The organism is Bacillus sp. USDA818B3_A (assembly GCF_009928415.1).
Lineage (GTDB): Bacteria > Bacillota > Bacilli > Bacillales > Cytobacillaceae > Neobacillus.
Genome location: NZ_JAABNN010000007.1, coordinates 126,388 through 141,013 on the forward strand (window position 1 = coordinate 126,388; position 14,626 = coordinate 141,013).

Below are 14,626 nucleotides of genomic sequence, written 5' to 3' on the forward strand. Positions count from 1 at the left end.
TACTCAACTTTAAGCAGTATAATATAATCAGTACCCAAACTAATTAATAGAGAGGAAGTTTTATTTTGTTTGAACAAGCACTTTCCCTGTTAAAAATCCATTTCGGCTACAGTTCCTTCAGAAATGGGCAGGAACAGGCCATCCGGTCTGTATTATCCAGCCAGAATACTATTTGTGTCATGCCAACAGGCGGTGGTAAATCAATTTGTTATCAGATTCCAGCCCTCGTTCTTCCAGGTACCACGATTGTTATATCCCCATTGATTTCCTTAATGAAGGACCAAGTAGACACCCTCATCCAAGCAGGAATCCCAGCTGCATTCATAAATAGCTCATTGACTTACTCAGAAGCAAATAAGAGAATCAACGAAGCTAAAGAGGGGAAATACAAGCTATTGTACATAGCGCCTGAAAGGCTGGAATCGTTTGAGTTTATTGAGGACCTAAAACAGATGGAAATTCCATTAGTGGCGGTAGATGAAGCGCATTGTATTTCCCAGTGGGGACATGATTTTCGCCCAAGCTATCGTCATATTCGGCAGATGGTTAATAGTCTGACAAAGAAGCCGATTGTGCTTGCCTTGACCGCAACAGCCACACCAAGGGTTCGTGAGGACATTTGTCTTTCTCTTCAAATTGACGAAACGAATAGTATCATTACTGGATTTGAACGTGAAAACCTCTCCTTTTCTGTGATAAAAGGCCAGGACCGTCTTAAATTTCTTCTTCATTATCTTAAAGAGAATGACCAAGAAGCAGGAATTATTTACGCGGCGACAAGAAAAAATGTCGATCAGCTTTACGAAAGACTCCGCAAGGAAAAAATTAACGTGGCCCGTTATCATGCCGGAATGGGTGATGTTGACCGTGCCCGGGAACAGGAACGGTTTTTAGAAGATAAGGCATCTGTGATGGTTGCAACCTCCGCGTTTGGCATGGGTATCGATAAATCCAATATCCGCTATGTTGTTCACTTTCAAATGCCAAAAAATATGGAAAGCTATTATCAAGAAGCAGGGCGTGCCGGACGGGATGGATTAAAAAGCGAATGTATTTTGCTATACTCCCCGCATGATGTCCAAGTTCAGCGTTTCCTTATTGATCAATCCAGTGATCGAAGCAGAATGACTCAAGAGTTAGAAAAGCTGCAGCAAATGGCGGATTATTGTCATACGGAGAGCTGTCTTCAGGAATTCACCTTAAGATATTTTGGTGAAACCGAAACAGAGAATTGTGGGAGATGCGGGAACTGCCTCGATTCGAGGACTAGAATCGATGTGACCCAAGAGGCACAAATGGTGATGTCTTGTATCATTCGAATGGGTCAGCGATTTGGGAAAAATTTGACCGCTCAAGTTCTAACTGGATCAAGGAATAAAAAAGTCACAGAGCTGCACTTTGATCAGCTGTCCACGTATGGAATCTTGAAAAATCAGAGCGTAAAAGAAGTAGGGGATTTTATAGAATTCCTCATCTCACAAGAATTAATAGCGATTGAGCAGGGACAATTTCCGACCATTTTTGTTGCACCGAAGGGCAAAGATGTCCTCCTAGGGAAACAGCAGGTGTATCGAAGAGAAGGGGTCCAAGTCAAACAGGTATCGAAAAACGACCCGATGTTTGAAGCTTTGCGGGAAGTTCGCAGGCGGATTGCAGAATCGGAACAGGTGCCGCCATTTGTCATTTTTTCAGATGCTGCCCTAAAAGATATGTGTGCCAAACAACCGAAATCAAATGAAGAATTTATCCAGGTGAGCGGAGTAGGCGAGCACAAACTTCAAAAATATGGCTTGGAGTTTATCCAAGCCATTCGGGCATTTCTTGTGGAACATCCAGAATACAAGAGTGAAGTTACACCCGTATCGGAACCACCAAAAAAGGCAGCCAAAAAGGCGTTACGTGATTCCCATTTAGAAACATATGCACTTTATAAACAGAATCATTCGCTAGAGGACATCGCTGAAAAACGGGAGCTATCTCTTAATACAGTGGAGGAACATATCATCCAATGTGCACAGCAAGGGTTAGAGGTGAAGTTTACCGAATTGATTCAAGAAGAATATCTGTCTTTATTAGAACAAGCTGTAGCAGAAGCGGGAAGAAGCCGATTAAAACCGATTAAGGAACTTTTACCAGAAGAGGTAAGCTATTTTATGATTAAGGCGTACGTTTATTTTTTGAGTAAAAATAAATAAAAGAAAGGCTGGCAAAGGAAATTTCTCCTGCTGCCAGCCTTTTTAATTGGAAATTGATTCAATTGTCGATAGCCAACTTTTCTTGCGATATTTCCCGGGAATTTGTCGAACGTCAAACAGGAGACTTATTATTCCCCTTGTTCTTGATCATACTCGGCTAAGAATGGCTTATTAGCGTAGTAATACATCATTGCCATAAAAACAGCACCGCCAATTAAGTTTCCAATCGTGACAGGAACTAAATTATGGATGACCCCGCCCCATGAAATGGTGCCCGGATGGTTTAATACCAAGGCGATAGCAAACGTACACATATTTGCGATACTATGTTCATATCCGGAAATGAAGAAACAAAATACAAATAGCATCATTGCAAACATTTTTGGTCCGTCCCCTTTTAACCCCATTGGGAGGAAAAAGGCCATACAAACAAGCCAGTTACAAAGGATGGCACGGAAAAATAATTGCGTTGTCGGAACCTGCATTTTTAATTCTACAACATGCAGTAGAAAGCCGTTAACAGTCGAGGATTCGAATAGCCCAGTAGTAAAGATAATAAATGCAAACACGGCTGCTCCGAGGATATTACCGAAATAGCTGCAAATCCATAGTTTTACCACATCTATCCAGGCCATTTTCTTACGTATTGCAGCATAGGTATAATAGAATGTATTTCCAGTAAATAAGTCGCCCCCGCCATATGCGATTAAAATAATCGCTGCACCAAAAGTAAGAGCTGCCATTGGATAGGTAAACGGTGATTCTTCAGCGTAGAAGAAATTTCCAGTCTTAAAGGCTACAATAACACCAAAGCCGATAAACATACTTGCCAGCATGGCCCGAAGCAGATAGCGAAGGATACTTTGGCGAAAAATCTTAATTTTTTTTAAAGCGAGCTTTTCCGCCTCTCTTAAAGGTTGCATCTCCATAAAAATAACCACCATTCTCACGTTTAATATTATCTGTATATTGTAAACGAAAAGGGTCGAGATATGTATAATTTTGGACTATATTCCTTGAATATACACATATTGCCCTACATAAACTTTTGTAACAGTTAAAACAACCCATTTGTCTAAAAATCAGCTATAATAAAAAGGTTTAAAGACTGATTTATTAAGGAGTTTTTATGATAACTAGAAAAAGAATCACCCCCCAATACGATCCATGGGAAGCTTATTTAGACATCGAGGAGTATGGGAAACCGCTGCTATCAAATATTGAATTCACTACCACTACGCTTTGTAATATGCGCTGTGAACACTGTGCGGTGGGATATACACTACAGACAAAGGATCCGGCAGGACTGCCGCTTGAGCTGTTATTAAAGAGATTAGATGAAATTCCATCCCTTCGTTCATTAAGTATTACAGGCGGGGAACCAATGCTTTCCTTATCCTCTGTGAAAAATTATGTTATTCCGCTTTTAAAGTACGCACACGAGCGCGGGGTCCGCACCCAAATTAATTCTAATTTAACCTTAGAATTAGGACGTTATGAATTAATTGTCCCTTATTTAGATGTCTTACATATTTCACATAACTGGGGCACTGTGGATGATTTCGTCGAGGGCGGATTTGCGAGGATGGAAAAAAAGCCTGATGTCCAACAACGGGAAGCCTATTTTACGAGAATGATAGAAAACAGCCGTGAACTGGTGAAAGCAGGAATTATGGTTTCGGCGGAAACCATGTTAAACAAGCGGACACTGCCGCACTTAGAAACCATCCATCGCCAAATTGTTGATGAAATGTTATGTCAGCGGCATGAGGTACATCCTATGTACCCGAGTGATTTCGCAAGCAATCTGGAGACACTTTCCCTAGATGAGTTAAGAAAAGCGATTCATCGTTTATTGGATATTCGTGATGAAAAGGTGTGGATGCTGTTTGGGACTTTACCTTTTTATGCCTGCAACAGTCACCGGGAGGATCTAGATCTCTTACAAAGATTATATGATAGTAAAAATGTGACCGTTAGAAACGATCCTGATGGCCGTTCCCGCTTAAATGTAAACATATTTACTGGAGACATTATCGTAACGGACTTTGGGGATACGCCGCCGTTAGGTAATATCCAAACGACCGACTTATCAACTGCCTATGAAACATGGAGTTCTTCCTCTTTAGCAAAAGAATTAAGTTGTCATTGCCCGGCAGTGTCATGTTTAGGTCCAAATATATTAGTAAAAAACAGTTATTATCAAGAAGTAGATTTTAGCACACTTAAAAATAGGATTAATAAAAAATTTTAAGAGGCAATCATATGTCTCTTTTTTTTGCAGATTGGAACAATAAAGAAGACAGGAGGGAAAGAAATGGATTATATTGATACCTTTTTAAAAAGTAAAAACTGGCTCGATACGGATTTTGATTCAAGATATATCAATGTCAATCATCCCTATGCAATCCTTGTATCCGAGGATGAGGGACAAATTACTTTAAGAGGAAATGCAGGAATCGACAATGGGCAGAATGGTGAAGAGATCTTTACCTTTACCTCTTTGCAGGAACTTCAGGAATGGTTTGAAAACAATATTGGAGAATAGATAGACGGGGCCTCGCGCCCGTCTATCATTTTGGAACATTGTCATGGCTTATATCTTTAAAGATCCCTAAAATTTGAAATAAATTTTCACTAGCTATTAAAAAATAAAAATTTTTTAAACAAAGATATTGAAAAAAGAAATATTTTTTCGTATAATCATATTTGTTGGAAGTGCTTTCATAGTAATTTCAAAAAATGTTTACTACACAGAGGGGTGGCAGTTTAATGGATGCCTATTTATTACTAGTTACACTTGTTTCTATTGTTATTGTTATATTAGGAGTTTCATTGTTTAAGTGGCATGCGTTTATTAGTTTAACAGTTGCCGGTTTGTTCTTGGCTGTTATGTCAGGATTAAGTTTAGATAAAATTGTTTCCGCTTACGAAACGGGTGTCGGCGGTACATTAGGACACTTAGTCGGTATTTTAGCATTAGGGACCATTTTAGGGAAAATGCTATCTGAATCAGGTGCAGGGTTACAGATCGCTAATTTCTTTATCAAAGTCATTGGAGAAAAGGGACTGCCTTGGGCTATGTTCTTATCAGGGTTTGTTATTGGAATCCCAGTCTTCTTTGAAGTTGGAATCCTAATTTTATTACCACTGGTTATTTCGATTCAAAAAGCTTCTAAACAAAATATTTTACTAATTGGTCTGCCGGGGATTGCAGGTTTATCCATTGTTCACGGATTAGTTCCCCCGCATCCAGGTGCAATCGCTGCGATTGGACTTTATGGCGCTAATCTTGGAAAGGTTTTACTTTATTCTTTAATCATTGCCATTCCTGCCGGTATTCTTGGCGGACCGTTATTTGCCAAATTTATTAACAAGCGTGTCGTACCAGTTGGCGAACCAGAACTAGTACGAATTGATGACGAAATGAAAAATAAGTCATTGCCAGGAGCAGGAATCTCATTCCTAACGATCTTAATGCCAGTCATTTTAATGGTCTTAGGGACAGCGGCACCATATTTACCTGTTCCAGCAGGATTTGAAAAGCTTCTAGTGTTTATTGGCAGTCCGATCATTGCATTATTAATTTCTTGTTTCTTTGCCTTTTATTTCTTAGGATTCCGTCAAGGGATTGATAAGAACAAAATTAAGAAGTTTACAGAGGAATGTATTTTACCGGTTGGATCTATTCTTTTAATTATCGGTGCAGGCGGTGGATTTAAGCAGATCCTGATTGATAGCGGGGTGGCGAAGGTCATTGCGTCTATGTCTGAAGGGATGTCTTTATCTCCATTAGTACTAGCTTTCTTGATTGCTGGCTTAATCCGTATTGCAACTGGTTCAGCAACTGTAGCTTTAACGACTGCCGCTGGTATTGTTGCGCCAATCGTGGCTAATATGTCGGGGGTAAACTTAGAGTTACTTGTTATTGCTACTGGAGCAGGTTCATTAATGTTCTCCCATGTTAACGATGCCGGTTTCTGGATGGTAAAAGAATATTTAGGATTGTCCATTCAGGAAACATTTAAAACATGGACTGTACTAGAAACGATTCTTTCCTTCGTTGCGTTTGCAGGTGCACTTATTCTTAATATTTTTGTATAAAAAAAGGGATGGCCTAAATCTATAGGTCATCCCCTTTTTGTCGTTTAAGAAATTACCAACAAGTTATATTCTTGTTTGTGCGATTGCTTCTCTCACTTTACCAAGTGAGCGTTTTGCTTTCTCGTTATTAAGGACCATTATATTGACATAAAGTGCGTCAATTATGCTTAATTGTGCAATTCTAGAAGAAAGAGCCTCGGAACGGTATTCCGTCTCTTCTGAACTTGTATATAGCGCTACATCAGAGTGTTGACAGATTGGAGATTTTGGATAGCTGGTGATTCCAATTGTTTTCGCCCCATTTTTCTTAGCCGTTTTTAAAATATTAATTGTGTCTTTATTCGTCCCAGAATGAGAAATAACAATGGCAACATCATTTTCTCCTAATTGTGAAGCCGACATTAGCTGAAAATGGGAGTCAATAAATGCAAACGCTTTAATTCCTGTGCGTACAAATTTATGGAAAGCATCCATAGCTACCACACTAGAGCCGCCTGTTCCATAAAACTCTACTCGATTGGCCTTCATTAGTAATCCTACCGCTTTTTCAATGGAAGCGCCATCAAGTATTTGCAAGGTGTTTTCTAAGGTTCTGATATTTGAATGAAAAATCTTGTCGGCAACAGTTTTTTCATTATCATTTACACTAATTTCCTCATGAATCTGTTGAATGGGTTCAATAATCTCCGAAGCCAAGGCAATTTTCATCGCTTGATAGCCTTTAAAGCCAATCCGCTTACAAAAGCGAAAAACAGTTGCATCTGCTACTTGCAGATCCTCTGCTACTTCATTAATGGTGTTATGAATAATTTTTTCAGGATTCTTCAATATATAATCCGCGACTTTTCTTTCTTTTTCGCTAAGCCGTGCATAATAAGATCGGATTTTTCCTAAACAGTTTTGCGCCATATGAATGATGTCCTCTCTATAAAATATCCATCTTTAGTATAACACGAAATTATCTGAAAAAATATTTTTTCAAAGATTATTTGATTTAAGAAAAAATTTTTCATATAATATACATAAGCAATAAAATTTATTTCGGAGGTTTTTTCTCATGGAAATCGGCTTAATTGGATTAGGTAAAATGGGGTATAATCTAGCACTGAACTTAATGGATAATAAACATAATGTAATTGCGTTTGATGTAAATAAAGAAGCTGTTAATAAAATTAGTGGGGAAGGGGCAGTTGGCGCGGGATCCATTTCAGAACTTGTTAACAGGCTATCAGCTCCCAAAGTCGTGTGGGTCATGGTTCCATCAGGACCTATCACTGAACAAGTAGTTGAGGATCTCAAGGAGCTGTTGTCAGAGGGCGATATTGTTATTGATGGAGGAAATTCACACTATAAAGACTCCATTCGAAGAGGTAAGGAACTTGCTGAGAAGGGAATTTATTTCTTTGATGCTGGTACGAGCGGTGGTATGGCTGGTGCAAGGGAAGGTGCCTGCATGATGGTTGGCGGCGATCCAGAAGCTTTCCAAACGATAGAACCCATTTTTTGTGATATAAATGTGGAAAAAGGTTATCTGTATACAGGTCAGATCGGCAGCGGCCATTTCTTGAAAATGATCCACAATGGAATAGAGTATGGGATGATGCAGGCAATCGCTGAAGGATTTGAAGTGCTAGAAAAAAGTCATTTTGATTTTGATTATGAAAAAGTTGCCCGGGTTTGGAATAATGGTTCTGTTATCCGCTCTTGGCTGATGGAATTGACAGAAAACGCCTTTTCGAAGGATCCTAAACTGGATTCGATTAAAGGCATTATGCATTCTTCCGGAGAAGGTAAATGGACGGTGGAAACAGCACTCGAACTTCAAACAGCGATGCCTGTAACAGCTTTATCTCTTATGATGCGATATCGCTCACTTGAAGAAGATACATTCACAGGTAAGGTAGTTGCTGCGTTAAGAAATGAATTCGGCGGGCATGCAGTAGAAGGTAAATAATAATGAGAAAAAGCATCCGATAGATTGCGGATGCTTTTTTCTCTCATTATTTAACCCATTTTTCCTGGAACTGCGTAATAAACGTATATTCTTCCTCTAATCGGCGTGAGACGCGGATGTAGATTGGTGTTAGATCCTCATATATTTTTACATTTTCTTCTATCGGCTGATGGGCATGTGTAGAACCAACCAATTCTGACATGATTGAGAAATCCTCAATTTCCCCTAAGGCATACATCCCAAGTACAATTGCACCCAAACAAGAGCTTTCAAAGCTTTCCGGGACTACAACCTCCTGGTTGAAAATATCAGCCATCATTTGACGCCATAATTCAGAACGGGCGAAACCGCCGGTAGCTTGAATCTTTGTTGGAACACCAATAACTTCCTGAAGGGCTAGTAAGACGGAATATAAATTGAGAATTACCCCTTCAAGAACGGCCCGAATCATATGTTCTTTTTTGTGATGAAGTCCAAGACCAAAGAAGGAGCCTCTTGCATGGGCATTCCAAAGCGGCGCCCGTTCGCCGGCCAGATAAGGGTGGAAAATAAGGCCATCCGCACCTGGTTTTACTCTTGAGGCAATCTTGGTTAATACTTCATATGGATCAATCCCTAGACGCTTGGCAGTTTCCACCTCAGAGGAGGCCAATTGATCACGAACCCAGCGGAAAGTCATACCGCCATTGTTAACAGGGCCGCCAACTACCCAATGATTCTCCGTCAGTGCATAGCAAAAGATTCTTCCTTTAGGATCTGTAACCGGCCGGTCTGTGACGGTCCGAATCGCACCACTTGTCCCAATGGTTACAGCAACTACACCAGGGTCAATAGCATTCACGCCTAAATTGGAAAGAACTCCATCACTTGCCCCAACGACAAATGGTGTTTCAGCAGATAAACCAAGCTCTGTGATATATTCTTCTTTTAAGCCTGTTAAATAATGTGTAGTCGGAACCGGTTCGGACAGTTTATCACCAGTAATTCCAGCAACTTGTAAGGCTTCTGCATCCCAAGTGAGCTGCTCAAGGTTAAACATACCAGTGGCGGACGCAATTGAGTAGTCAATCACATATTCTCCAAATAATTTGAAGAAGATGTACTCTTTTATCCCGATAAATTTACTGGTCATATTAAAGAGTTCCGGTTCGTCGTGCTGCAGCCAGGCAATTTTACAAAGGGGTGACATGGGATGCACAGGAGTTCCCGTTCTTCTATAAATCGCAAGCCCATTTAGTTCATTTTTTATGGTTTCAGCCCATGAAGTGGCACGGCTGTCAGCCCAAGTTATACAGCGAGTAAGCGGTTTATCTTGGGCGCTCATTGCGATTACACTATGCATAGCGGAGCTGAAAGAAACTAATTTAATCTTACTAGTATCGATTTCTCCCTTGGTAATCGCAGTTTTGATCGTTTCAAGCACTGCACGGAAAATTTCTTCAGGGTCTTGTTCAGCGATCGATGGGGTTGGACTATAGAGTGGATATTCCACATGATGCATACTAATGACTGTTCCCTTGTCTTTAAAAAGGACTGCTTTTGTACTTGTTGTTCCGATATCAACGCCAAGATAGTAAGATACGTTATCCATTAGACAAATCTCCTTCAATTTGGATTAGAAGACTTTTTAGTGAGGCGAAAAAAAATTCTTCTAATATTATATGATATGAAAAAATATTTCTTATATAATAATTGTACCTGAAATGATCACTTATTTAAAACTATTTTGCAAAAAAATTATACGATACAGCTTCATTCACCCACACTCATCATTTTTTGTTTGAAAGTGATATTATATGTAGAAAGCAGCTTTTCGCCCGAAAATTCAACACTCCTTACCCCGGGTGGGCTGTTAGTAATTTTTCATTTGGTGTTTTATGATATATAGCATTAATAGATAAAGAAGAAAGTCATACCGTTAAAAAGGGTTAGCCTAATTGCTTCAATCCCTGCATTTGATTTAAACTAAGTATTAAAAGTTAAAACATGTGGAGATATCTTAATGGATAAAATGATTGAGAAGACGTATGAAATAATGGAAGTGTGCTTACTGGCAGGTAAAATTATGCTGCAAAGCGGCGGTGAGACTTACCGTGTAGAGGATACAATGATGCGAATGGCTGCTTCCTTTGGGATAGAAAAATCACATAGTTATGTTACTCCAACAGGGATCATTTTCTCTGCGGAGGGCTCGGAACCAACGAAAACAAAATTAATCCGTATCTCTGAACGGTCGACTGATTTAAAAAAGGTCGCCATGGTGAATAGCATCTCGCGCAGTATTAGCAGCGGGGAATTGGATCTAACGGAAGCGCTAATCAAGTTAAGAGAGCTTGAAGAATTAAATGAATCTTTTCCAGTCGCCTGCCAAGTTGCAGCAGCTTCATTAGCCAGCGGCTGTTTTATGATTATGTTTAACGGAGGCTGGAATGATTTCATCCCAGCAATGATCTCTGGGGGAGCCGGATATATAAGCTTTATTACATTCCATCGCTTTGTGCCTATAAAGTTTTTTTCGGAGTTTTTAGCCTCCTTCATTATCGGGTTAATTTCCTTATTCTTTGTTAAAACAGGCTTAGGAAACAAATTAGATACCATTATTATTGGCTCTGTTATGACGCTCGTTCCAGGACTTTTAGTGACGAACGCCATCCGTGATTTAATGGCTGGCCATTTGGTTTCAGGATTGTCAAAAGGTGCTGAGGCCTTTTTAACGGCTTTTGCCATCGGTGCCGGTATTGCCTTTGTTTTATCATTCTTAAATTAAGTGAGGTGAATAGGAATGGTGATCTTTTCACAAGCAATAACCAGCTTTTTAGCAACCGCAGCTTTTGGGATATTGTTTAATGCTCCTAAAGAATCTTTAATAAAATGCGGTTTAATTGGAATGGGAGGCTGGTTAATTTATTTCTTGCTCGAAGATTATTCAGATAATGCCATCCTTGCAACAGTGACGGCAGCTATCTTTATTGCATTACTTAGTCAGGAGATGGCAAAAATTTATAAAATGCCAATCATTATCTTTAGTGTCGCTGGTATTATTCCGCTTGTTCCCGGTGGTCTGGCATATGATGCGATGAGAAATATTGTAGAAAATGATTATAATGCGGCTATTGCTTTGGCTGCGGAAGTGCTTATGCTTGCTGGTTCCATTGCCTTTGGTTTAGTTTTTTCTGAGGTGATCAACCAGATCGTTAAAAAAATCAAACACTCAAAAATGAATGCTTAAAATCCCTATTTCCCTTTTCCGAATGAGGGATTTTTTTAAGAAAAATTAAGAAAAGGTAAATATTCTTAAAATTGGTGATTCTTTATCTTTCTACCTTAATTAGATTTTGTTATTGTTATAAAGTAGTATTATAGTAATTTAATAGTACATCATAGAAACTAACAAGGAATGGTTATATTATATGAAAAAGTTCCTAATCATAATTGTTTTGCTCTTGTTCTCATTTTTTAGCACGAAAACAATCTTCGCCGTTATGTCTGACCGTCAGGCTGCTGTAAAGGTGAGTAAAGCACTTCCCCTAAGTACAAGAAAATTGGAACTGCAAGCGAAAAAAGCACCAAGCCTGCCAGACAGCATCGTACTAGATGTGCCGTTAATCCGGCAAATGGACCAGCCTTTGCTTTATAATGGCTGCGAGGTAACCAGCCTTGCAATGATTCTTAATTATCAAGGAGTTAAGGTAACAAAGAACGAATTAGCTGACAATATTAAAACCGTTCCATTAACATATAGTAACGGTAAGAAAGGGAATCCTAATGTTGGGTTTGTAGGGGATATGGCACATGGGCCGGGACTGGGTGTTTATAATGGACCTGTTTTTGAATTAACCAAAAAATATGTTGGTGATCGGGCCGTTAATCTTACTGGAAAGCCATTTTCTGAGATTCTAAAAGAGGTAGGCCAGGGCAATCCTGTATGGATTATTACCACGTCCAGCTTTGCTCCCATCTCCGTTTTTCAAACTTGGGATACTCCACAAGGGAAAATTAAAATTACTTTTAGCGAACACAGTGTAGCAATAACAGGATATGATAAGGATTATATCTATATTAATAACCCATATGGCGGTAAAAATCAGAAACTAAATCGAGACAGTTTCATTAAGGCATGGGAACAAATGGGAAAGCAAGCTATTGTTATAAAAAAATAATTGGTCCTGTATGATCTCATACAGGATTTTTTTATGCCCTAAAATTGGACGAAGGCAGAGGGATGATCCCTCTGCCTTCTTTGAAGCTGATTCATAAACAGAATCTATTGTAACTTGTGAATGGTTGTTGTCCTACTCTTTAGCCATTGCAAGGTAAAAATTTAATTTATTGTAATTGTTAATAAAAACAAGTTTGCCGCGGTTATTCTCCCACCTGATGGTTATACCTAAACGACGTAAGCCCTACCTCTCTTACATCCTAACGGCTCCGAAGCCGATCCAGTGTGAATAAGTTTTTATATTAAACATAAGCAGAATGCCAGAAAAATCTTTACATTGCATATTCTTATTTATTACAAGTTACTATATAAATGAAGCACAAACGTTAATATTACGTTGTTTTTTTATTTATGTCAAGTGAATTGGGGGAAATTCTTTGGTGGTTAGTCATTTTTATTATCTAGAGAGTGATGCAATACTTTCTCAAGATAATAAGTTTATTACGTATGAATGTTTGTTATGGGGAAAAATAAGGTTCATATAGAGGGGGTTATGGGAATTTGTCCCTTGGAACTATTTTGAAATAATTTATTTTTTGAAAAAATATTGCTTTTTCTGAAAAATGATTATATTATTCAAAATATAAGTTTTTAATCTTATTCAGAAATTTTAGAAAAGTTAACCCTAGGGGGATTTCGATATGAATTTATTTAGAAAGAAGTCAATACAACAACTGATCCAAGATGCGGGTCAAAAAGATGTAAGATTGAAGAAAGAGTTAGGAGCGTTTGATTTATCAATGCTTGGAATTGGGGCAATCATCGGAACAGGTATCTTTGTCCTAACCGGTGTTGCCGCTGCAGAACATGCAGGCCCAGCTTTAATTCTTTCCTTTGTGTTATCAGGATTAGCTTGTGTCTTTGCTGCCCTTTGTTATGCAGAGTTTGCCTCGACTGTTCCGGTTTCCGGAAGTGCTTATACGTATAGCTATGCTACTTTTGGTGAAATCGTAGCCTGGATACTTGGCTGGGATTTAATCCTTGAATATGGGCTTGCTTCATCAGCGGTTGCAAGCGGATGGTCTGGTTATTTCCAAGGATTATTAGCAGGGTTTGGAATTCATTTTCCTAAAGCTCTGACAAGTGCTTACAATCCTGCAAATGGAACTTTTATTGATTTACCGGCAATCTTAATCGTTTTTATAATCACCATGTTACTTACACAAGGTGTTAAGAAGTCGGCTCGATTAAATACAATTATGGTTATTATTAAGCTGGCAGTTGTTGTATTGTTTATCGCTGTAGGTGCTTGGTATGTAAAACCAGGAAATTGGACTCCGTTTATGCCGTTTGGTTTCTCTGGTGTGGCAACTGGTGCGGCTACTGTATTTTTTGCCTATATCGGATTTGATGCTGTATCTACAGCTGCTGAAGAAGTGAAAAACCCGCAGAAGAATATGCCTATCGGAATTATAGCATCGCTTCTAGTTTGTACGGTTTTATATATTATTGTTTCAGCCATTTTGACAGGGATTGTTCCTTATCAGCAGCTTGATGTTAAAAACCCTGTAGCGTTTGCGCTGAACTATATTCACCAGGACTGGGTTGCAGGTTTCATATCGCTAGGCGCTATTGCTGGTATTACAACGGTTTTGCTAGTTATGATTTATGGACAAACACGTTTATTCTACGCAATCAGCCGTGATGGATTACTGCCGAAAGTGTTCTCCAAAATTGATAAGGAGAAGCAGACACCGATGGTTAACTCATGGATCACTTGTATATTAGTATCAATCTTTGCAGGTTTAGTTCCATTGGGCCGGCTTGCAGAATTGGTTAATATCGGTACATTATTCGCCTTTATGACAGTGTCAGTCGGAATTTTATATCTACGTAAAAATAAGCAGGCACCAAAAACAGGCTTCCGTGTACCATTTGTACCGTATATCCCGATTTTAGCGTTCTTGTTCTGTGGATATCTTGCATTGCAGCTTCCGGTTGTATCATGGTTAAGCTTTGGTGTTTGGTTAGTCATCGGATTATTCGTTTACTTCGGTTATGGCCGGAGGCACTCCACACTTAATAATAAGGCTGAGCAGATGGAAAAGGTCAGCTAGTCAATTGGAAAAAGAACTTGCTTTAAGCAAGTTCTTTTTTTTGATAAGATTATATCGAATAATGTCGAAAAAATAAGGTTTACGTAAATATATGTCA

The 14,626-nt window shown here is 39.0% G+C and carries 12 protein-coding genes; 9 read left to right on the top strand and 3 right to left on the bottom strand.

Annotation, left to right across the window (positions count from 1 at the left end):
* Window positions 1-65: 65 nt before the first annotated feature.
* Window positions 66-2,195, top strand: a complete 2,130-nt coding sequence (recQ, locus tag GXK58_RS14540; RefSeq protein WP_160723872.1) for a DNA helicase RecQ — start codon at window positions 66-68, stop codon at window positions 2,193-2,195.
* Window positions 2,196-2,323: 128 nt separating this feature from the next.
* On the opposite strand, the gene GXK58_RS14545 is transcribed toward recQ, so the two are convergent.
* Window positions 2,324-3,124: a formate/nitrite transporter family protein gene (locus GXK58_RS14545; RefSeq protein WP_160723873.1), complete on the bottom strand. Its 801-nt coding sequence runs from the start codon at window positions 3,122-3,124 to the stop codon at window positions 2,324-2,326.
* A gap of 200 nt (window positions 3,125-3,324) precedes the next feature.
* Between GXK58_RS14545 and yfkAB the strand changes: the two genes are divergently transcribed.
* From yfkAB to GXK58_RS14560, 3 genes are all read left to right on the top strand, one after another.
* Window positions 3,325-4,449: a radical SAM/CxCxxxxC motif protein YfkAB gene (gene yfkAB / locus GXK58_RS14550; RefSeq protein ID WP_160723874.1), complete on the top strand. Its 1,125-nt coding sequence runs from the start codon at window positions 3,325-3,327 to the stop codon at window positions 4,447-4,449.
* A 63-nt stretch (window positions 4,450-4,512) separates the two neighbouring features.
* A complete protein-coding gene (locus GXK58_RS14555; protein ID WP_160723875.1) occupies window positions 4,513-4,743 on the top strand; it encodes a hypothetical protein in 231 nt (76 codons plus the stop codon).
* A gap of 224 nt (window positions 4,744-4,967) precedes the next feature.
* Window positions 4,968-6,299, top strand: coding sequence for a GntT/GntP/DsdX family permease (locus tag GXK58_RS14560; protein ID WP_160723876.1), 1,332 nt, complete (start codon window positions 4,968-4,970; stop codon window positions 6,297-6,299).
* A 63-nt stretch (window positions 6,300-6,362) separates the two neighbouring features.
* Here GXK58_RS14560 and GXK58_RS14565 read toward each other — a convergent pair whose 3' ends face one another.
* Complete coding sequence (locus GXK58_RS14565; protein WP_160723877.1) at window positions 6,363-7,208, bottom strand: MurR/RpiR family transcriptional regulator; 846 nt, start codon at window positions 7,206-7,208, stop codon at window positions 6,363-6,365.
* Between the two features lie 148 nt (window positions 7,209-7,356).
* Here GXK58_RS14565 and gnd point away from each other — a divergent pair, with 148 nt between their 5' ends.
* Window positions 7,357-8,253, top strand: a complete 897-nt coding sequence (gene gnd, locus GXK58_RS14570) for a phosphogluconate dehydrogenase (NAD(+)-dependent, decarboxylating) (RefSeq protein WP_160723878.1) — start codon at window positions 7,357-7,359, stop codon at window positions 8,251-8,253.
* A 46-nt stretch (window positions 8,254-8,299) separates the two neighbouring features.
* Here gnd and gntK read toward each other — a convergent pair whose 3' ends face one another.
* A complete protein-coding gene (gene gntK / locus GXK58_RS14575) occupies window positions 8,300-9,844 on the bottom strand; it encodes a gluconokinase (RefSeq protein WP_160723879.1) in 1,545 nt (514 codons plus the stop codon).
* Window positions 9,845-10,255: 411 nt separating this feature from the next.
* Here gntK and GXK58_RS14580 point away from each other — a divergent pair, with 411 nt between their 5' ends.
* The 4 genes from GXK58_RS14580 to GXK58_RS14595 all read left to right on the top strand — a co-directional run bounded on the left by GXK58_RS14580 (window position 10,256) and on the right by GXK58_RS14595 (window position 14,529).
* On the top strand, window positions 10,256-11,020 hold the full coding sequence (locus tag GXK58_RS14580) for a threonine/serine exporter family protein (protein WP_160723880.1): 765 nt from the start codon (window positions 10,256-10,258) through the stop codon (window positions 11,018-11,020).
* A gap of 15 nt (window positions 11,021-11,035) precedes the next feature.
* The gene (locus tag GXK58_RS14585; protein ID WP_160723881.1) at window positions 11,036-11,482 is read left to right on the top strand and encodes a threonine/serine exporter family protein; all 447 of its coding nucleotides are present in this window, start codon (window positions 11,036-11,038) and stop codon (window positions 11,480-11,482) included.
* Between the two features lie 181 nt (window positions 11,483-11,663).
* The gene (locus GXK58_RS14590) at window positions 11,664-12,413 is read left to right on the top strand and encodes a C39 family peptidase (RefSeq protein ID WP_237389679.1); all 750 of its coding nucleotides are present in this window, start codon (window positions 11,664-11,666) and stop codon (window positions 12,411-12,413) included.
* Between the two features lie 700 nt (window positions 12,414-13,113).
* Entirely contained in the window at window positions 13,114-14,529 is a 1,416-nt protein-coding gene (locus GXK58_RS14595) for an amino acid permease (protein WP_160723882.1), read from the top strand.
* Window positions 14,530-14,626: the final 97 nt, after the last annotated feature.